The organism is Pseudoclavibacter sp. Marseille-Q434, from assembly GCF_050315415.1.
Lineage (GTDB): Bacteria > Actinomycetota > Actinomycetes > Actinomycetales > Microbacteriaceae > Pseudoclavibacter.
In genome coordinates, this window is sequence record NZ_JBNPQH010000003.1 from 365,646 (window position 1) to 386,580 (window position 20,935).

Annotated in this window: 13 protein-coding genes; all 13 read right to left on the reverse strand. The window is 70.1% G+C overall.

Going from position 1 to position 20,935, the window contains the following annotated elements; translation table 11 throughout:
- Positions 1 to 23: 23 nt before the first annotated feature.
- On the reverse strand, positions 24 to 1,031 hold the full coding sequence (locus tag ACQFZP_RS13925; protein ID WP_307852860.1) for an NAD(P)H-dependent glycerol-3-phosphate dehydrogenase: 1,008 nt from the start codon (positions 1,029 to 1,031) through the stop codon (positions 24 to 26).
- Complete coding sequence (locus ACQFZP_RS13930; protein WP_307852862.1) at positions 1,028 to 1,837, reverse strand: lysophospholipid acyltransferase family protein; 810 nt, start codon at positions 1,835 to 1,837, stop codon at positions 1,028 to 1,030. Before ACQFZP_RS13930 ends, ACQFZP_RS13925 begins: the two co-directional genes overlap by 4 nt.
- Positions 1,838 to 1,839: 2 nt before the next feature.
- Entirely contained in the window at positions 1,840 to 3,210 is a 1,371-nt protein-coding gene (murA, locus tag ACQFZP_RS13935) for a UDP-N-acetylglucosamine 1-carboxyvinyltransferase (protein WP_104252457.1), read from the reverse strand.
- The gene (gene leuD / locus ACQFZP_RS13940) at positions 3,207 to 3,836 is read right to left on the reverse strand and encodes a 3-isopropylmalate dehydratase small subunit (RefSeq protein WP_179557378.1); all 630 of its coding nucleotides are present in this window, start codon (positions 3,834 to 3,836) and stop codon (positions 3,207 to 3,209) included. The genes murA and leuD overlap by 4 nt, the downstream gene beginning before the upstream one ends.
- Positions 3,836 to 5,341, reverse strand: coding sequence for a 3-isopropylmalate dehydratase large subunit (leuC, locus tag ACQFZP_RS13945; protein WP_211891713.1), 1,506 nt, complete (start codon positions 5,339 to 5,341; stop codon positions 3,836 to 3,838). Before leuC ends, leuD begins: the two co-directional genes overlap by 1 nt.
- A 230-nt stretch (positions 5,342 to 5,571) precedes the next feature.
- A complete protein-coding gene (locus ACQFZP_RS13950) occupies positions 5,572 to 6,324 on the reverse strand; it encodes an FHA domain-containing protein (protein ID WP_211891714.1) in 753 nt (250 codons plus the stop codon).
- The gene (locus ACQFZP_RS13955) at positions 6,317 to 8,749 is read right to left on the reverse strand and encodes a transglutaminase domain-containing protein (protein ID WP_211891715.1); all 2,433 of its coding nucleotides are present in this window, start codon (positions 8,747 to 8,749) and stop codon (positions 6,317 to 6,319) included. Before ACQFZP_RS13955 ends, ACQFZP_RS13950 begins: the two co-directional genes overlap by 8 nt.
- Positions 8,746 to 9,969, reverse strand: a complete 1,224-nt coding sequence (locus tag ACQFZP_RS13960; RefSeq protein ID WP_181026926.1) for a DUF58 domain-containing protein — start codon at positions 9,967 to 9,969, stop codon at positions 8,746 to 8,748. Before ACQFZP_RS13960 ends, ACQFZP_RS13955 begins: the two co-directional genes overlap by 4 nt.
- Entirely contained in the window at positions 9,969 to 10,937 is a 969-nt protein-coding gene (locus tag ACQFZP_RS13965) for an AAA family ATPase (protein ID WP_181026925.1), read from the reverse strand. The genes ACQFZP_RS13960 and ACQFZP_RS13965 overlap by 1 nt, the downstream gene beginning before the upstream one ends.
- Positions 10,938 to 11,010: 73 nt before the next feature.
- Positions 11,011 to 16,359, reverse strand: coding sequence for an Ig-like domain-containing protein (locus ACQFZP_RS13970; protein ID WP_211891716.1), 5,349 nt, complete (start codon positions 16,357 to 16,359; stop codon positions 11,011 to 11,013).
- Positions 16,360 to 16,557: 198 nt separating this feature from the next.
- The gene (locus ACQFZP_RS13975; RefSeq protein WP_249312502.1) at positions 16,558 to 17,349 is read right to left on the reverse strand and encodes a hypothetical protein; all 792 of its coding nucleotides are present in this window, start codon (positions 17,347 to 17,349) and stop codon (positions 16,558 to 16,560) included.
- 26 nt (positions 17,350 to 17,375) lie between these two features.
- Positions 17,376 to 19,139: a serine/threonine-protein kinase gene (locus ACQFZP_RS13980; RefSeq protein WP_211891717.1), complete on the reverse strand. Its 1,764-nt coding sequence runs from the start codon at positions 19,137 to 19,139 to the stop codon at positions 17,376 to 17,378.
- A 2-nt stretch (positions 19,140 to 19,141) separates the two neighbouring features.
- Complete coding sequence (locus ACQFZP_RS13985; RefSeq protein ID WP_211891718.1) at positions 19,142 to 20,935, reverse strand: FHA domain-containing protein; 1,794 nt, start codon at positions 20,933 to 20,935, stop codon at positions 19,142 to 19,144.

Genomic DNA, 20,935 nt, shown 5'->3' on the forward strand with positions numbered 1-20,935 from the left:
GGTCGCCAGGCTGGGACCGGGCGCTACTCGCCGCTCGGTCCGTCGTCGGTCGCGAGGTGCGGTGCCAGGTCGGCGGGGCTCATGCGGCCGTGGAGGACGTCGTCGATCTGCGTCGCGATGGGCATGTCGACACCGTGGCGCTCGGCGAGCTCGAGGATCGCGCCGACCGATCGAAGCCCTTCGGCCGTCTGCTGCATCTGCGCGACGACGTCGTCGTAGACGTAGCCCTGCCCCAGGAGCCTGCCGGCCGTGAAGTTCCGCGAGAGCGGGGATTCGCAGGTCGCGATGAGGTCGCCGAGCCCGGCCAGTCCGATCATGGTCGACGCCTGGGCGCCCATGGCGACGGCGAAGTCGGAGATCTCGGCGAGGCCGCGCGTCATGACCGAGGCCTTGGTGTTCTCGCCGTAGCCGACGCCGTCGACGATGCCGACGGCGATCGCGATGAGGTTCTTGAGGACCCCGCCGAACTCGGTGCCGACCACGTCGACGTTCACGAACGACTTCAGGTAGTCGTTGCGGGCGAGTTTCGCGACGCTCACGGCCGTCGCCTCGCTGTCCGACGCGACGACGATGGCGGTCGGCTGCTCCTTCGCGATCTCGAGCGCGATGTTGGGCCCGCTGGCGACCGCGATGCGCTCGGCCGGGAGGTCCAGGACGCCTGTGAGCACCTGGCTCATGCGGAGGCCGCTCGAGCGCTCGACGCCCTTCATGAGGCTCACGACGACCGCGTCGTCGTCGATGAGGGTGGCGAGCTGCCCGGCGAGTTCGCGCGCTGTCTGCGCGGGCACCGACACGAAGACGAAGTGCTGCCCTCGGACCGCCTCGACGAGGTCCGGCGTCGCGCGCAGGTTCCTCGGCAGGTCGATGCCGGGCAGGTAGCCCGTGTTGCGGTGCGACTCGTTGATCTCGTTCGCGACCTCAGGACGGCGAGCCCAGATGGTCACCTCGTGCCCCGCGTCCGCGAGCACCTTCGCGAACGTGGTGCCCCAGCTGCCGCTGCCGAGCACGACGGCGCGCTGCACGGAGCTCACGCCCCGCTCCCCGATTCCCGAGGGGTGGTGCCCCGGTCCTGCGGGAACCGGCCGTGCTCCGTCTGCCCGTGCTTGGCCGGGTCGTAGAGCTCGGTCGGAGCCTTCTCACCGCGGATGCCCTCGAGCAGTCCCGTGATGTCGTGCATGATGAGCTCGGTCGCGCCCTTCATGGCGCTCGCGCTGTGCATGCGCCCACTGAACTCGGCGAGGCTAACGGGCTCGCCGACGTGCACCGTGATGGTCTTGCGCCATCCCAGCGTGAGCTTCTTGGAGTAGCGGGGCAGGATGTGCTGCGCGCCCCAGATCGCCGTCGGGTAGACCGGGATGTCGGCACTCAGCGCAACTCGGGCGGCTCCGTTCTTGCCGCGCATGGGCCACAGCTCGGGCTCGCGGGTGAGCGTGCCCTCCGGGTAGATGATGACGCCCTGGCCGAGGCGTGCGAGCTGCTGCGCGGATGCGATGGCAGCCTGGTTGGCGCCGCGGACGTCACGCGAGACGGGGATCTGCCCGCTCTTGCGGAGGATCCAGCCGAGCCCCTTCACCCGGAAGAGCCGGTCGGCCGCCATGAAGCGCGGCGCGCGGCCGAGCTTCCAGACGGCCATCCCCATGATGAGCGGGTCGATCTCGCTGGTGTGGTTCGGGGCGACGATGAACGCGCCGTCGACCGGCAGCTCGCCCTTGATCTCCCACCGCATGATCGGCCAGCTCAACGGGAAGGCGATCGCCGCCAGGAACCAGAAGATCGACGGCCTGCTCTTCTCCGGCGAGACGCGCTTCCCCGCAGATCCCCGCTTCGCAGCGGTCACTCCTACGCCTCTACCGTGAAGTCAGCTCCGAGGGTCTCGAGCTTCGCGATGAAGTTCTCGTAGCCGCGCGCGATGATGCCGACGTTGGAGACACGCGAGGTGCCCTCCGCTGCGAGCGCCGCGATGAGGTGGCTGAAGCCGCCGCGCAGGTCGGGGACCTCGATGTCGGCTGCCTTGAGCTTCGTCGGGCCGGAGATGACGGCGGAGTGCTGGAAGTTGCGCTGTCCGAAGCGGCACTCCTGGCTGCCGAGGCACTCGCGGTGCAGCTGGATGTCGCTGCCCATCTCGACGAGCGCGTCAACGAAGCCGAAGCGCTGCTCGTACACGGTCTCGTGGACGATCGAGACGCCGTGCGCCTGTGTCAGCGCGACGACGAGCGGCTGCTGCCAGTCGGTCATGAAGCCGGGGTGCACGTCCGTCTCGATGACGACGGGGCGCAGCTCACCGCCGGGGTGGTAGAAGCGGATGCCGTCGTCGTGGATCTCGAACGCTCCACCGGCCTTGCGGAAGACGTTGAGGAACGTGAGCATCTCGGGCTGCTTGGCGCCGCCGACGTAGATGTCGCCCTTCGTGACGAGCGCCGCGGAGGCCCAGCTGGCTGCCTCGTTGCGGTCGAAGAGCGCCTTGTGGCTGTAGCCGCCGAGGCGTTCGACGCCCTCGATGCGGATGACGCGGTCTGCGTCGACCGAGATGATGGCGCCCATCTTCTGCAGGATGTTGATGAGGTCCATGATCTCGGGCTCGATGGCCGCGTTGCGCAGCTCCGTGCGCCCGTTGGCGCGCACGGCCGTGAGGAGGACCTGCTCGGTGGCGCCGACGGACGGGTACGGGAGCGTGACCTTCGCGCCGTGCAGGCCTTCTGGCGCGCTCATCCGGATGCCGCTCGGCAGCTTCTCGATGACGGCGCCGAAGTTGCGGAGCACCTCGAGGTGGAAGTCGATCGGGCGGTCGCCGATGCGGCAGCCGCCGAGGTCGGGGATGAACGCCTCGCCGAGGCGGTGCAGGAGCGGGCCGCAGAAGAGGATCGGGATGCGGCTGGAGCCGGCGTGCGCGTTGATCTCGGCCATGTGGGCCGTCTCGACGTTCGTCGGGTCGAGGCGCAGGTCGCCAGAGACCTCGTTGCGGTCGATCTTCACGCCGTGGAGGGTGAGGAGGCCGGCGACGACGCGGACGTCGGAGATGTCCGGCACGTCGCGGAGCACGCTGACGTCCTCGCCGAGGAGGGCCGCGACCATGGCCTTGGTCACGAGGTTCTTCGCGCCACGGACCTCGATGCGACCGGCGAGCGGGCGTCCGCCGTTGAAGACGATGGTGTCGCCGGTCAGGCCGACTGATGCGCCGGCGCGAGCCGAGTCGTTGGTGATCGTGTTCACTGAGTTGCACTCCCTGCGGTGGTGGACCTGCGGATCGGAAGAGTCCGCGGACGCCACGCCTCTCGGCGTGACTCAAAGGTGGAGATCGCGTGTTCGTCACGCAACGTCAACGAGATGTCGTCGAGGCCCTCGAGCAGACGCCATCTCGTGTAGTCGTCGATCTCGAACGTCGCCGTCATGTCTCCGACAGTAACGGTGTTCGTGGTGAGGTCAACGACCGCAGCCGCACCCGGGTCCGCTTCCGCGGCATCCCAGAGCTGTTCTACGAGGTGCTCCTCCAGCGTGGCGACAAGCAGCCCTTGCTTGCCGGCGTTGCCGAGGAAGATGTCTCCGAAGCGGGAGCCGATGACGGCTCGGAAGCCGTAATCCTTGAGCGCCCAGACGGCGTGCTCTCGGGATGACCCGGTGCCGAAGTCGGGTCCAACGAGCAGGATGCGGGGGGTCTCCTGGTATTCGGGTCGGTTGAGGACGAAGTCGGGGTCTTGCCGCCACCCGTTGAAGAGCGCGTCTTCGTAGCCCGTCTTGGTGACGCGCTTGAGGTAGACCGCCGGGAGGATCTGGTCGGTGTCGACGTTGGAGCGGCGAAGCGGGACGGCGGCGCCTTCGATGCGGGTGATCTTCTCCATCAGACGGTCACCTCCTGTGGCTGCTGCGCGTTGCCCGGGGTCGCGGATGCGGCGGGCGGGTCGAGATCGGACGGACTGGAGAGCGTACCGCGAACCGCCGTCGCGGCGGCCACGAGGGGCGACACGAGATGGGTCCGCCCGCCCTTGCCCTGACGACCTTCGAAGTTGCGGTTGGAGGTGGAGGCGCAGCGCTGGCCAGGTTCGAGCTGGTCGGGGTTCATGCCGAGGCACATCGAGCAGCCCGCGAAGCGCCACTCCGCGCCGAAGTCGGTGATGATCCTGTCGAGGCCCTCGGCTTCCGCCTCGAGGCGCACTCGCGCGGAACCGGGGACGACCATGACGCGCACGCCCTCTGCCTTCTGGCGTCCCGCGATCACCGAGGTGAAGGCGCGGAGGTCTTCGATGCGGCTGTTCGTGCACGAGCCCATGAAGACGACGTCGACGGGGATGCTCTTCAGCGGGCGGCCCGCTTCGAGCGCCATGTACTCGAGGGCACGCTCGGCCGCCTGCCGGTCGTTGGGGTCGGCGAACTCGGACGGCTCTGGGACGACGCCGCTGAGGGAGACGCCCTGGCCGGGGTTGGTGCCCCAGGTGACGAACGGCTCGAGGGTGTCGGCGTCGATGGAGACCTCGGCGTCGAAGACGGCGCCGTCGTCGGTTCGCAGCGTTCTCCAGTAGTCGAGTGCCGCGTCCCAGTCTTCGCCCACGGGGGTGTGATCGCGGCCTTCGAGATACGCGAAGGTCTTCTCGTCCGGTGCGACCATGCCCGCGCGCGCTCCGGCCTCGATCGACATGTTGCAGATCGTCATGCGCCCCTCCATGGAGAGGGCCTCGATGGCGGAGCCACGGTACTCGAGCACGTAGCCTGCGCCGCCGCCCGTGCCGATCTTGGCGATGACGGCGAGGATGACGTCCTTCGCCGTGACACCTTCCCTGAGGGTTCCGTCGACGTTGATGGCCATCGTCTTGAATGGCTTGATGGCGAGCGTCTGCGTGGCGAGCACGTGCTCGACCTCGCTGGTGCCGATGCCGAACGCGATGGCGCCGAAGGCACCGTGGGTCGAGGTGTGCGAGTCGCCGCAGACCACGGTGATGCCGGGCTGCGTGAGGCCGAGCTGCGGTCCGACGACGTGCACGATGCCCTGCTCGGCGTCGCCGAGCGGGTGGAGGCGGATGCCGAACTCCTCGGCGTTGCGGCGCAGCGTCTCGATCTGCGTGCGGCTCGTGGTGTCCGCGATGCGGTTCAGGATGTCGACCGTCGGCGTGTTGTGGTCTTCCGTCGCGATCGTGAGGTCGGGGCGGCGCACGGGGCGGCCGGCGACGCGCAGGCCGTCGAATGCCTGTGGGCTGGTGACCTCGTGCATGATGTGCAGGTCGATGTAGATGAGGTCCGGTGAGCCGTCCTCGCCCTTGGCGACGAGGTGGTCTTCCCACACCTTCTGCGCCAGGGTCTTCGGCTGCGCCGTTGGAGGTGCGCCGTGTGCGTTGCTGCGTTCCGTCTTCATGCTGCTTGTGTCTCCTCGCATCTGGTCAGGCGCCTTGAACACCGCGACGGGATGCACCTGCGAAGTCAGGCCCCGTCGCGGCAGCAAAGGAGGAGCAGACCGGCAGACATGCGGACCATGCTAACACTGCGCCGTTTTCCGGTTTTCGGGCTTCGGGCGTCGGCGTTCGGAGGGTGAGTCGCGGCGGCGAGACCATGCGGCTCCTGACGGGACGAGGCTGAACGCGTCGCTCAGCTGCGGCGGATCGACAGTCGGTATTCGCCGAGCTGCACGACGTCGCCGGAGCGGAGTTCCGCTGGGACTCCAGGCTCAACCGCGAGGGCGCCGTGCGCATTCCCGCCAGGGAAGAGAGCGACGCCGTTGGTCGAGTTCAGGTCGTCGACGTACAGGCGATCCCCGTCGGCCCAGAACCTGGCGTGGGTCTTCGACATGGTCTGTGTGATGTCGGCGACCGCGGAGACCGAGGCGTCTGGGAAGCGTTCCTGCGAGGGGTTGCGCCCGATCACCACCGGACCGTAGATGGGGAGGCTGACGCCGTCGGAGAGCACGATCACCCATTCTGGGAGCGGCTGCTCGGCCTGCACGCCTGGCTCTTGCGGGCTCGGCTGTCGGGCGTCGATCTCCGGGGTGGTCGACGGGCCCTGGAACGGCGCCGCGGGCTGCGCACGATCGACCGGGGCGAACGGCGATGCGAGCGGCGACTCGAGCGGCGCGCTGGTGACCTGCGCTGCCGCGCCGAACTGCGGCGCCGCCGGAGGGAGGCTCTGCACAGCCGGAGGCAGGCCCTGCGCAGCCGGAGGGAGGCCCTGCGCGGCTGGCTGCGGCGTGAGCCTGGGCCGTGGGGCAGGGAGGGGCGGCAGCGGGTAGTCGTCGTCGAGCTCGGCGCGGAGCCAGTCGTCGGCCGAGCCTTCCGTCGAGCTTCCGCCGCGTGCTGATTGCTCCGACCGAGCTACCCGGTCGGGCTCGTCTGCCGTTTCAGACATGCTCGCCCCCTGGCCGATCATTCCCGGCGGTACCTCGATGAACCCCGAACGTTCCACGTCGCCATGATACGGCTCGCGGGCGGCGCCGGAACGCAAATCGTCCTCGGAGGCGGCGCCAGAAGCCGACAGTCTTGCGCGCCTCGGCGACGGAGGCATCCGCATCCGCCCAGAGGAGCGCGAGCTGCTCATCCGTCGGCAGCTCGTTGCCGAACACGGCCCGGTCGCTCCGGTCGGCGATGGAGGCGAGCGATGGATGCACTGCCGCGGCCGTCTGCACCCGGGTGCTTCGTGGCGGCACTCCGTAGCCGAGCTCGGCGAATCGGTCGATGCTGTCGCTCCACGCCCCGGCCGCCCGGAGGTGCGGGGGCCCCTCGTGCTGTCGTTTCCTGCGTCGTCGCCGTTTGAGGATCCCGATCACGAGCAGCGGCACGAAGAACAGCGCGAGCGGAACGGCGAGCGATACGCCGAGGGTGAGGATCCAGCCGGGGAGGGTCTCCTCGTCGTCAGGCTCTTCCTCCTGTCGACGCTCGTCGGCACTCGTCAGCAGCTCGTCCGGCTTCTCCTGGGTCTGCGGCGGCTGACGCACCTGCGCCTTGGGCTTCGACTGGGGGTCGGTCGTCGTGTTGACGGGCACGTCGGTGCGCTCCGGTGTTGGGTCGAACGCGACCCATCCGAAGCGCTCGAATGGGACCTCGACCCAGGCGGTGACGTCGGAACCGCGGACTTCCGTGGTGCCGTCGCTCGTGACCTGCTCTGGCGCGTAGCCCATGACGACACGTGCCGGGAAGCCGAGCTGGCGGGCCATGATCGCCATGGCTGACGCGTACTGCTCCTCGTCGCCGACGAGGTAGCGGAGTTCGAAGAGCTCCTGCATGCGGTCGAGCCCGTGCCCGGCGCGGGAAGGCACGGTGTCGCTGGCGGTGCCGTGGCTGAAGTACCCCTCGGCCATGAGCGCGTTCTCGATGGCCTTCAGCTGCAGGTAGGGCGACGTCTCGCCCGCGACGTAGCTCTGCAGGCGCTCGACGAGCGCGGTTGGCGCGGCAGGCATCTCCGGGTAGGCGAGGTCGACGACGTCCGCGTTGTCGAGCTGCCCTTCGATCGGGAGGTCCTGCACGAGTGCGGCGATCTCGTAGGTGTCGCCTTCTCGGAGCCCCGAGGTGACGAGGCCCCCGCTGGCACGAGCGTTGAAGCGGAAGTCCCCGCTGCGCTCTGGCAGGCTGCCGCCGGTGAGGTTCACGTCCGTCGGGACGCCGACGCTTGGCAGCCAGATGTCGGAGTAGTCGCGGATGGTGACGTCGAGATGCCGTTGGGACGACGCGGTCACGAAGGGGTTGCTCGGCACGACTCGCCCCGAGAGGGTGTAGCTGCCGGCTGCTTCGAGGGACTGCTGGGGGTCGGCGATCTGCCAGGACTTGCCCGAGTAGCTCTCGAGCGTCGCGAGGCGGATGCGGTCTCCACCCTGGAGTCCGGTCGCGTCGAAGAGCACGGCGTCTGGTTTCAGTTTGGAGTACTCGCGGAAGCCGGCGAGCGGGCTCGTGTGCGAGAGGGGGTCGAACGGCGGCGTGATCTGCTCGCGTGCGACGACCCGCTGGTCGGCGACGGTCGCCGCGGCGACGAAGCCACCGGCGGTCGTGAGCAGGGCGGCGACGAGGACGAGCACACCGGTGCCGAGCGCGCGGGAACGGAAGAGCGCCCGCCTGGCGTCCTTCGAGGCGACGTTGCCGAAGCCTCGGCGCCAGCTGAGCCAGACGAGAGCGACGGCGGCGAAGACTCCGCCGCGCAGCACGCCGGCGACGCTGTCGTCTGTTCCGATGAAGATCGCGCTGGCGAGAACGGCGAGGGGGCCGAGCAGCGCGACGCTCGGCGGCCAGACCGCGCGGGGCCGTGCGGGTGCGACCCAGAGGAGCAGCATCATCGACACGAGGGAGCAGGCGGCGGCGGCGAAGTAGGGCAGCGCCGCCAGATGGCCGGGCTCGAGCAGCGGGGTCGAGAGAGTCACGGCGTCGCGCCACGCGAACACGGGGGCGCGGGCGAGGTCGGCGAGCGTCGCGAGGGTGGGCAGCACCCCGCCGAGGTCGGACTGGGGCAGCGCGAACGCGGTTCCGAAGAGGAAGTAGCTGGCGATCGCCACGAGGAGCGTGTTGACGCGGGTGAGGCCCAGGCGGGCCCCGATGAGGGAGGAGCCGATGCCGACGATCAGTCCGCCGACGACGGCCAGCAGGAACCAGCCGCTGCCGTAGGCGGGCGCGAACCCGAGGGATGCGACCATCGTGAGCACCGCGATGACACCCGCGTCGACGAGGGAACGGGCCCCTATGAGGGACGAGGTCGCTGTCTCCTGCGGTGCCCGGGTGGCTCGGTCGCGCCGGGGTGAGGACGTCTCCCGGGGTCCGCCGCCTGTCTGCCCCTTGGTCGCCGCGGTCATGTGCGCACCCGCGTCTCGCGCACCAGGCGCGGCAGGTCGTCGAGATCAGGCACCGTGCACACGACGGTCTCGCGGAGGCGCGTGCGGCTGGCGGGGTGTCCGATGGCGCAGCGGAAGACGACGAGGGTCACGTCGGCGGTGAAGACGGACTGCAGCTGCCCGAGCTGCGCGTCGGTCGTGGCGCTGCCGCAGACGAGGAAGACGATGCTGGCCTGCGGAAGCCGTCGGACGCTGAGGGCGACGAAGTCGCGCAGCGATGAGGCTGCCGTCGCGTGGGGCTGCAGCCTGCTGGTGCCGTCGAGCATCGATGAGACGGCGCGCGTCGGCAGCCGCCCGCTCTGGGTCATGGCGCTGAGGGCGACCCCTGAGCGGATGAGTTCTTGCGCGAGGGAGGCGAGCACCTCGACACCGAGCTCGAACTCCTCCTCGGACGCGTAGGCGGACGCCTCGAGTGTCTGCAGCACGTTGGCCTGCGAGCGACGGGTCTCCTGGAACTGACGGACCATGAGCAGGCCGGTCCGCGCGCTGGTGCGCCAGTGGATGTTCCTGCGGTCGTCACCGGGCTCGTAGGGGCGGAGGGCGTGGAAGGCGAGGTCGTCGTCGGTGATGCGCTCGCCGGTGACACCTTCGAGGTCGCGAAGGAGGCCCGCCACCTGGGCGGTGATGCGCACGGTCCTGGGGTGCACGAACAGCTCGAGCACGCCCGTCCATCTCGTGGCCCGCTCGAGCAGGCCGATGGGGTCGCCCCGCAGCGAACGGGCAGGACCTGCTTCGATGACGGCGCGGCGCGTGGTGGGCACGGCGAAGAGGTCCTCGTGCGTCTCGTCCGGCCCCAGCTGGGGCACGCTGAACTCGGCGGTCGCGTGACCGACCGGGAGGGCGAGGCGGGTCGGGAGGACGCGGCGCTCGCCGAGGTTGGTGACCTGCAGCCGGCCGAGCGCGCGGTCGCCGACGCGAACGCGCCGCGGCTCGAGGTCGACCTGCACGCCGAAGCTCTCGCGTCCGATGGTGAAGGGCACCGCGGCGGCGAACACGCCGACGAGCACTCCCCCGATTCCGATGAGCTCGAGCCACCCGAACACCGTCCCGACGACGAGCAGCAGGACGCCGGAGACGAGCACGACCCAGCCGAGCGGCGTGACGCACCTGATGGCGTCGCCGATCGTGAGCCGGTCGCGGTCCGCGATGTCGGCGTCGGTGGATTCGTGCGCGTCGGTCACTACGCGGCTCGGTGCTGGGGTGGGTCGACCTCGAGGAGGCACCGGTCGATGACCTGGTCTGGCGTGGTGCCCGAGAACTCGGCTTCCGGGTCGAGGATGAGCCGGTGTGCGAGCACGGGGTGCGCGAGGGTGCGCACATCGTCGGGAATGACGTAGCGGCGGCCGTGCGCGAGGGCCCAGGCCTTCACGGCGCGGGCGAGCGCAAGCGCGCCGCGGACGGAGACGCCGACGAGCACGTCTCGGTCGGCGCGCGTGGCGGTGACGATCTCCGAGACGTAGGCCATGATCGACTCGTCGACGTGCACGTCGGCGGCGAGCTGCTGCATGACGACGACGTTCTCGGCGTGGAGGATGGCGGGCACGCTGTCGGCTCGCTGCCGGTTTCCCGCATCCATGAGCAGGCGCACGGTGCTCTCGTGGTCGGGATAGCCGAGGGAGGTCTTCATGAGGAAGCGGTCGAGCTGCGCTTCCGGCAGCTTGTAGGTGCCGGCCTGCTCGACGGGGTTCTGGGTCGCGATGACGAGGAACGGCGACGGCACGGGATGCGGCGTTCCGTCGACGGTGACCCGCCCCTCCTCCATGACCTCGAGCAGCGCGGACTGCGTCTTCGGCGAGGCGCGGTTGATCTCGTCGGCGAGCACGATGGAGGCGAAGATGGGGCCGGGGTGGAACTCGAAGTCGCGCTTCACCTGATCGAAGATCGTGACGCCGGTGACGTCGGAGGGCAGCAGGTCTGGCGTGAACTGCACGCGGCTGTTGGTGCCATCGATCGTCTTGGCGAGGGCCTTCGCGAGCACCGTCTTGCCGGTGCCTGGCACGTCCTCGAGGAGGAGGTGCCCCTGGCTGAAGAGGGTCGTGAGGGTGAGCTCGACGACGTGCCGCTTGCCGACGACCGCCTGCTCGATGTTGGCGGTCAGTCGCTCGAAGGCGTCCTGGAACCAGGCGGCCTGCTCTTCGGTCACGGTCATACGGGCTCCTCCTGCTGACGACGCCGCTGCGCGCCGGTTCTGGTCATTGTCTGCTCGGCCACCGACATTCGGGCTACCACTTCTCGAGCACGTCGCTCTTGACGACGAAGACGCCGTCCTGGAAGATCTCCACCCAGTACCCGCCGAGGCTGCCCTTGCAGTCCGGGACGACGACGCCGCCCTCCGCCTTGAGTGCGGTGCCGCTCACGTTCGACTGCTCTCCGACCGACTTGTCGGCGCCCTGCTTGCCGTTGCTGTAGCACTTGACCGTGTAGGAGTCGACATCCGAGAAGTCCTCGCCCTTGATGATGAAGCTCTTCACCTCATCCGGTTGTCCGGGCACGGCCTTGCCGCCCGTGACCGCGACCTTGTAGAGCGGCGTGTAGCGCAGGTTGCCGATGGCGGGGTTCGCGGAGGTGGCCGTTCCGGCAGTGTTCTTCGCGGTGACGACGACGCGGACAGGGGTCGATCCGTACTTCGGCACGGTGATGCCGGTGATGTCGAGACTGAGTTGGGTCGGGGGGACGCTGGTGACCGCTGGGGTGGCCGTGCCGATCTGCACGCTCACGTCGTAGCCGGTGAGCCCGCCCCCGTCGCTGCTGGGCGCGGACCACTCGGCGGTGAGCGTGCCGGTCGTCTCGCCCGGAGCGGTCAGGCGGTCAGGGACGCTCACCGACTGGGGCGCCGTCGGCAGGTTGATCGGCTTGTCGGTTCCAGAGGGCTCCGAGGGGTTTCCGATTCCGAGCGCGTTCGTCGCGCGCACCGTGGCCGAGTACTGGACGCCGACCTTGAGCCCGTCCTCGCCCGTGAACGTGACGCTGAACACCGACCCATCGACGTTGCGCACGATGGGGCTGTTTCCCCCGGTGAGCGTCACCTCGTATCCGGTGATCTCGGAGCCGTTGGAGATGGCGCTCGACCAGCCCACGACGAGCGTGCCGAGCGCGCTGCCCTTCTCGAGCGTCACCGACGTGGGGATGCCTGGCACGTCCTGCACCTCGACGGTGGCCAGGCCGGTCGTCTCGCGGAGGGGGTCGCCGGTCTGGTCGCCGATGCGGTAGCTGACCGTGATCGTGCCGATGAAGTTCGTGGCCGGGACGATCCGCAGCTGCCCGTCCACGATTGACACGGCAGCCTTCTCGGCACCGCCAGACACGTCGCTCGCGGCGAGGAGCTTGAGGGGCGACTCGGGGAACGGGTTGAAGTCGTTGGCGGTGACGTTCATGGTGACGGGCTCGTTGCGTCGGGCGAGCTGCTCGTCCGGCACGGCGCGCGGCAGCGGCTTCGAGGTCGAGACGACCGTGACGGTGACGGTGCCCGTCTGCACGAACTCGCGGAACGTGTACGTGACCGTGTACTTCGCGACCGTGCCGACCTTCGTGGTGACGCCGGCCCCGACCTTGACGGTGCTGCCGTCGAGGGACGCCGTGAGGTCTCCTGCTCCGCCCGTGAGCTTCGAGAACTGCACCTGGGGCACGACGTCCTTGTTGGGGTGCCCGGTGGCGGTGCTCAGGTCGAAGCTCTGCTCCGTGCCCTGCTCGATGGTGAGCTGCGGGGCGACGAATGTCGGGGCCACGTCAAAGAAGTCGGGGTCGCCGACGGCGATCGGCACCCGGATGGTCGCGATGCCGGCGTTCGGGTCGTTGTCGCCGTCCGCATCCGACACCTGGAAGGTGATGGATGCGGGCCCGCGGAACCCTGGCTTCGGCGTGAACCTGAGCTCGGTGTCGCTCTGCACGATGGGGCTGCCGTCTGCCTGCTCGGCCCACGCCTCCTCCGGGTTGATGATCACGACGCGGTTGCCGGAGGGCGCCCGGACGAGGTCGTTGACGTTCCACGAGATCGACTCGCCGACCTTGACCTTCTGCGCGGGGAGGTCGGGGATGAGGAACGGCGACTGCCGCTTCGACTCCTCGGTGATGAGGGCGGGGACCATGAGGAATCCGGCCGCCGTGAGCCCTGTGTCCGCTGCTGTCAGCCGGTAGACGATGATCTGCCTGACGTCGCTGATCGTCACCGTCACGCGTCCGTCCTCTTCGACCTGCGCCGCCCCGGCCCCGGCCCCCACGAGGTCGACGGCGCGACGAACCCAGGCGGGCGGGTGAGCGAGCTCGCCGTCGCGCACGTTGACGCTCAGCGTCTCCGCGCCGCCGAAGTCGTCGAGGCGGACGACGTGGTCGGTCGCGGTCGGCGGGAGGGTCGGGGCGTCCGCGCTGATCGTGATGTGGATGAACGCGGCGTCCTGACCTCCCTGGCCGTTGGTGATCGTGTAGGGCACGGAGACGAACTCGCCGTCGCTCGGGACCGTGACGATGACGGAGTCGCCGTCGACCTCGGCGTCGAGGCTCGCGTCGACCCCGACGAGCTCCGGAACGAGCTCGAGCGGGTAGCCGTTCGGGTCGGAGTCGTTCTGCAGCGCGGGGACCGCGATGCGCGAGCCGGGCTTGGCGCGCACGGTGTCATCGACGGCGACTGGTGGCGCCGTGGCGGTGGGGCGGGCGACGACGCCCACCTTGATGGTGCCCTCGGCTCGCTGGCCGTAGCCGTCGACGACCTCGTAGCGCAGCACGTCCGTTCCGGAGGCGCCCGCGAAGGCCTCGTAGATGAAGGAGGTCTGTGTGACTTCCCGCACCGAGCCGAGCTTGGGGACGTCGACGAGCTGCGTGAGCTCGACGGAGTCGCCGTCCGGGTCGATGCCGTTCAGGGGCACCTCGATGCGCACGCTGGCGCCCTCGAAGACCCTGGCGGTGTCGATGCCTGGCTCCGGCGGCCGGTTGCTCGACTCGTCTGGGGCCGTCACCTGGAAGGTGAGGTTCGCGCCGGCCTGCTCGCCGTGCTCGTCGACGACGGTGTACCCGAGCGAGTAGGTGCCCGGCTCGCTCGGCGCCTGGAGGCGGACGTCGTCGCCGGAGACGAACGTGTAGCCGTCGCCGACCTGCACGTTGTTGAGCTCCGGCGCGAGCGACATCTGCGCCTCGTCCGGGTGCGAGTCGTTCTCGAGCACGGAGACGCTCGTGTAGTCGCCGGCCCGCACCCGCCTGGTGTCGTCGACGGCGACGGGGGGCTCGTGTGTGACGGCTGGCTCGACCGGGACGACGACGATGTAGCCGACGGACGTCGCCGCCCCGTCGGTGATCGTGTACGGCAGCTCGATGGCCTGCTGGATCGCCGCCTGCGAGGAGAGGCGGACGATCGTGTTGTCGATGAGTTCGACGGCGAGTCCCGCGATCCGCGCCTCATCCGTCGTCTCGACGCTCTGCACGGAGAGCACACCCGTGCCCGTGGACACGTCGTTGCCCAGCACGTCGACGGCGTTCGACTGGCCAGGGCGCAGGTAGGCGAGGTCGCGGACGGCGGTCACCTGCGTGGGCTCCGCCGCGGGGTCCTCGACGTCGAAGCGGATGATCCCGACCGAGGTGGCGGCCCCGGCCGTGACGGTGTACTGCACGTAGGCGGTCATCGCGGTCTCGGAGGTGAAGGTCACCGTGCCGAGGTCGGGGTTGAAGCTGGCCCCTCCGGTCGCCGTGCCGAGCTCCGCGATCTCGACGAGGCCGAGGGCCTGCCCGTTCGGCGAGAGGTCGTTGACGAGCGGCTGCGCGGTCACGGTCTCGCCGAGCACGCCCCTCGCGTAGTCGGGCGTCCCGATCGGGCCGAGTGTGCCTGGCGCCTCGACGCGGATGCGCAGCTCGCCGGCGGCCTGCGAGGAGCCGTCCGAGACGAGATAGGGCACGACGCGCTCCCCCAGCTCCGCACTGGCCGCCGTGAAGGTGATGCGGCCGTCTGGTGTGAAGCCGACGGCGTCGCCGACCGGTGCCGTCGCCCCCTGCAAGAAGATGGGGTCGCCGTCCGGGTCGATCCAGTCGGGGATGACGTTGTAGGAGATCTTCTGGCCGGCCTCGACGGCGACCGTGCTGGTCCTGTTCGTCGTGGGCGCCTGGTTCTCGGCATCCGCGGGCTGGATCCGGATCGTGAGCCGCGCCTCGGCGACGCCGCCCTGCCTGCCGTCGGTCGCCGTGTAGGTGAGCGTCTGCTCGCCGGAGGCCCCGTCTGCGGCACGGAACTGGAGGGCGCGCCCATCGTCGATGAGGCGCAGCTCGCCGAAGGACTCCGGCACGTCCCCCGCGAGTCCGGTGATCGTGAGGATGTCGCCGTCGACATCCGAGTCGTTGTCGAGCACCGTCAGATACCCCGTGGATCCGGCGCGCACGCCGAAGACGTCGTCCACCAGGTCTGGTGGCGTGTTCACCTCGCCCCGCTCGGCGAGTGTCGCCTCGAACGACTCCTCGGTCGCCTCGTTCTCCCCCTCGACGCCGTCGGCGTCCTCGGGCGGCACGAGCTCGTTCCAGTTCTCGACGAGCCGCATGTTCTCCTGCGGCAGCCACACCTGGCCCGTCGCGACGTCGTTGAGGGCGACGACGTTGCGGTTGACCCGGAAGAGGATCTCGCCGAGCGGCGGCGTCGACATCGACTGGATGCGCGGCTCGCCGCCACCGCACGCGACCATCGTCGTGGCGGTCTGCGCCCACGCCGCGTGCGTGCATCCGCCGACCACCGCGGGACGCGCGGTGCCCTCCGGCGTGGCCAGGGAACCGTCGATGCCGGCGGGCACGCTGACCGGGTCGCCGCCGTCCAGGGGCACCCGAAGGGCTCCGTCGACGGTCGCGAACACGATCTCGGGGGCCGCCGCGCCTGGCAGCTGCACGCGGAGCGCCGTCTCAGGAACCGGCCTGGCCTCGCCGTCGACCAGCAGCGAGCCAGCCTCGCGGTCGAAGACCACCGGCTGCTCCCCGACAGCGGTCAGCTCATACTCGCCGGGGGAACCCGCGAGGGGTTCCCAGCTCTGCTCGGCGCCGAGGCCCTCCATGCGCAGGATCTGCTGCTTCTCGGGCGAGACCGCGAGCACCGTGCCGAGCGGCGTGACGACGACCTGCGCGTGGGCACCGAGCTCCGCGACCGGCTCCGCGGTCGCCGCGTCGAAGGCGAGCGGCTGGGCGGCATCGATGAGCCACAGCCTGCCGGTTGCCGGGTCGAGGAGCGCGATCACACCGCCCCCATACGAGCTGCGACTGCCGGCAGGCGTCAGGATGCTCTCCCGCAGGTCGGTGAGCGCCGGGTCGACCCGTCCGAGGGAGCCGCTCGTCTGGTCATGCAGGAACACGGTGTCACCGTCCTGCAGGATGCCCACGTCTGCGGTGACGAGGCTCACGCTCGCGTCGAGCTCCTGGATCTGCGCGTTCAGGCGCCCCGCCCGGAGGTCCTGGCTGTTCGAGACCCAGACGTCGCTGCTCTCCACCTCGATCTCGGCGGCCGCGAACCCCTCGTGGAGGAGCGCGAACAGCAGGGGGGTTCCCACGAGGAGGGCGAGGACGAGCGTCATCGCCAGCTGGCGGCGGCCCCTCGGCCTCGGCGCTGTTCGGCGCATGCTTCCCCACCCCCAGCAGAGATCCTCAGCGCCTCACGCAAGGCGCACCGGACATCATTGTGCACGAGGAGCGGACGCGGGCGCGACCGCGCGGGCTCCCCTCCTCCTCGGGAGTCGGCGATGCTCCTCGGAACTCGGCGAGGCTGCCGGGCGCTCGGCGGGACTCTCCCGGACGACTCTGGCGGCTGCCAGGCGGTGTCAGCGGCGGTCGAGGATGTCGAGGTCCTCCGGAGTCACGAGACGCGTCGAGATGGCGTACTCGACGAGGCGGGCGCGGCGGTTGGACGCGAGCTTGCTGCGCCCGCCCCGCAGTCCAGAGACGCCGAACTTGTCGAGCTTGTCGCACACGTTGTCGAGCTTCCGGTTGAAGGTCGGGAGCGTCCAGCCGAGGCGAGCGGCCGCATCCGCCGAGCTCGGGATGACGCCGCGCCCCGGAACGGAGTTGCGCAGGACGTCCTCCGCCAGCGCGAGGATCAGCTCGCGCTGCGTCTCGGTGAGGTGGATGACGGCCTGCGTCGTGTTGCCGGATGGGGACATGTTGACGTGGGACGTGTTGTAGAAGTCCGACGCCGAGTGGATGGCGAAGTCGTACGTCGTGGAGCCGGCCGTGAACATGACCTGCATGTGCTGGAAGACGACCGGCAGCTTCGCGCCGGGCGACAGCCAGGACTGCACCTGGCCCGAGTCGTCGGTGACCGTGGCCGAGAGCACGGAGCCCACGTTGGAGAGCCACCACATGCCGAACTCGGCCTGGAGCACGAGGAACTGTCGGTGCAGGTACGGGTTCTCGTCGATGACGAGGTCCGCGTCGCGGCCGATCGTGAACGGCGCCGCCGGGTCCAGTTCGTACCATTCCCCCACGAACTCGACGCGCAGCGGTCCGAGTGGCGGCACCTCGCTGACGACTCGCTCGTCGCTGTCGGAGATCTCGACGGCCTCTTCCGGGATCTCGCTCGCGTCGACCGCAGAGGTGTACTTGCTTTCACTCATGGGTCCATCATGGCGGATCGGCGCGCTCATTGCGGGTAGCAGACATCGAGCGGTTCCGGACTGACCTTCCCGCCGCGCCGCACTTCCACCTCGATGCAGGCCTGGGCGCCCTCCGGTACTCCCGGGATCACGACCCATGTCTCACTTGTCGTCGCACCGTCCTTGCCGTTCTCTCCGACGGTCCAGTAGTAGACGTCGCCGGGCTGCGGGTCGGGGTTCGACCACGAGAAGGTGACGGCTCCGTCTGGGCTGCGGACGGCGACGGGGGCGACGAGCACGGGAGGGAAGCCACCAGCGTCGATCGACACTGGGGTGGCGGTGGCGCGGCCGATCTCCTCGTCCCCGGGGGTGAGCATCCACGCGGCGGCGGCGGCAACGCCGATGACGACGACGAGGCCGCCCGCGATGAGACCGACGAGCGCGTTCCGCGAGGGCCTGCGCCTGGCGGCCGCCGCGTTGGCCTCGCTGACACCGGCCAGGTCGTCGGCCATCGTCGCCTCGACGCGCGCGTCACCGATCTGCTGGCTTCCGGGTGCGCCCCCGAATGAGGGCGCGATCGGCGCTGGACCGACGGATGCGTGGCCCGGTGTCGTGATGCGGCGGGCTGTCGTCGGGCCGGAGTCATCGCTCGGCTGCGCGGCCGGGTGCTCGGCGCCCCGGGGCCTCCTGCCGGTCCGTGGGCCGCTGGCCGTCTCGTACCGCGCGGCGAACCCACCTGGCGACTGCTGCGCGGCGACTCGGACGACCGCGCGGGCGGACGTCAGCTCGGCCTTGCTCGCGCGGGCCCCTTCGTGGACCTGCGCGTTGACCAGCGAGACGGGCCGCAGGCTCGTCGCATCCGCATCCCCACCCCCGGTCGCGATGGGAGCGGAGATCGTCATGTTGGGCACGTCGATCGCGGTCGGCGCGTAGTTCAGCTCGAGCTCGACCCGCTGCAGCGCGTACGCGAACTCGACCGCGCTCTGGTAGCGGTGGGCGGGGTTGCGGGCCATCGCCTTGTGGAGCACGCTCACGAGCGACCTGGGGACGTCCCCGCGGTCGATGGGTGAGATGGATCCGCGCTCGATGCGGGAGATGAGGTCGAGCGTCGAGTTCTTCTGCCCCGGGCGTTCGAACGGGGTGTGCCCTGCGACCAGCGAGTAGACGGTCGCGCCGAGCGAGAAGACCTCGCTGCGCACGTCGGGCTTCGGTTCGTCCTCGAACATCTCCGGCGGGGACCAGGGCACCGACAGCCCGCCTCCCCCTGCCGGGGCGGACTCGACGAGATCGCCGGCGTCCGCGAGTTCATCGTCGACCGCGGAGGAGATGCCGAAGTCGGTGAGCGCGGGCCAGCCGAAGTCGTTCGTGAGGATGTTCGCTGGCTTCACGTCGCGGTGCAGGATGCCGACGGCGTGTGCGGTCGCGACGGCGCTCGAGATGCGGACCCCCGTGCGCAGCACTTCCTCGACGGGGATCCGCTCTCGCTTGTAGCGTTCGGAGAGGCTGAGGCCCGACGCGAACTCCATCACGAAGTAGGGGCGGCCGTCGCCCGCGACGTCGGCCTGGAAGATCGTGACGATGTAGGGGTGCGACGACATCTGCGCCATGAGGTTGGCCTCGCCGATGAACGCCTGCCTGCTCGTCTCGCCGAGGTCGTCACCGCCCAGCAGCACCTTGACCGCGACGAGCCTTCGCGGGAACTGCTGCTCGTAGAGGAAGACGTCGGAGAAGCCGCCAGAACCTAAGTGCTTTCGGTAGAGGTAGCCAGGAATCTCGGGCGGCTCCGCTGGCGTTCGTCGCTGCCCGGCCACCGTCAGTGGCTCGCCGTCATGGACAGGTTGCGCACGGTCAGGAAGATGCCGCTGCCGAGGTCGATGACGGTGTTCGGCATGACCGCTGTCGGCTCGCCGGCTCGCAGCCGCTGTGGGCCGCGGCCGGGCATGACGACGTCGGTGCCGTTGCGCGAATGCAGGTCGGTGACGACGATGACGCCACCTTCGACGCTCATCAGCACGTGGTTGCGGGAGATGTCGGTCGCTCCGGTGAGCCTGACGTGCTGGGGCTCGACACCCCCGGTCTGCTCTGCCCCCATGCTCGGCGCCCTGCCGAGCACAAGCGGACCTGCGAGCCCGACCGTGCCGCCCGTGGACAGCTCGACGACGTAGGCGGGCGCGTTCGGCGCAGTGGGATGCGCGGTCGCAGGCGTGGGCGCAGCCGGCGGGGCGGATGGTGCTGTCGCGCGCGGCGCTGCGGGCTCTGGGGCCGGGGCCGCGACTGGCCCTGCCGGCGGTGCGGCCGGCGCAGCGAACGGCGCAGCGAACGCCGCGCCGCCGCCTTCGGGGTGCGTCTCGAACGACAGCGCCTGCGCGAGCACCGTCTCACCGAGGTCGCCGAGCCCGACCTGGCTGGCACGGTCGCGCCTGAGGTCCTGGATCGATCCTCCGGCGACCGTGAGACCGTCGTGCTCCCCCTGCTCGGGGCGGTCGGTGAGCTCGCGGTGACCGCTTCGGTCTGCCGAGGCGACTTGGTGGGGCGGGAGCGACCCGAGCTGGGTCGCCGCCGGGTCGGGGTGGTCCTGGGATTCTCGGCGCGCGGCGCGGCGCGCAGATGCGGCTTGGCGGATGCGGCTCGCTTCGTCGCTCAGGATCGTGCGGCCGTCATGCTCGCCGATCAGGTCGGCCTGCGCTTCCGCGTCGAGGATCGGCACGGGGAACGTCTGGGCGTCGCGATTCGAGGGGTCCGCGTCCTCGCTCGTCTCGGGCTCCGATGCGCCTTCGGCTGCTGCATCACCGTCGGCGGCCGCGTCACCTTCGACTGCAGGCTCGGATTCGCTTTCGGAGGCAGGCTTGTCGAGCGCGGCCGATTCGTCGCGGGAACGTCCTTCGTCATCTGAGGGAAGCTCGAGGTCGACGGGCAGCTCGAGAATCGTCGCCTCTGGGAACGCCTCGCCGGATTCCGCCTTCGCTGTGTGCGAGCGTGGGGCCCCTTCGAGCTGCGCCTCGAGCGACTGCGAATGCTCCTGCACGGCCTCCCCCGGGCCCACGGTGCCGTCGAGGTCGGGGTCGGCGGTCGTCTCCACGGCCTCGAGGTTCGGGACTGATGTCTCGGCGACCTCGTGGTCGCGGTCCGCGAACAGCAGCTGGATCGGCACCTCGTCGCGTCCGAGCCTGTCGTCTTCGACGGTGACCTCGACGCCGCGCGCGGCCGGGAGCAGGGCTTCGACCCAGGTGAGCGCCTCCCGCGCATTGATGACGGCGGGGCGCATCCCGACCCGTGGCGAGTTCGGTAGCTCGACGACGCGCAGCGGCCCTCGCGCGAGGACCCGCAGGCCGTTCCCGTCGCGGATCAGGTACACGAACGGGGCGACCTCGCTGAGCGGGCCGCCGCCGAGCAGGGCCGCGAGGACGCGGTCGCACGAGAGGGCGCCGTCCGTGAACGCCAGGCGGGCCGCGTCGACGGCTCCCGGGGCGTCAGGGGCGTCGCCAGCGTCGAGCGCCGGGTCCGCGCGCTGCGACGATGCGAGCGGACGCGGGATCAGCAGCGCGTGACGGCGCTGACGAAAGATCACGGGAGCGTGTGCCGTGGCCTCGTGGGGTGCCTCGGTCAT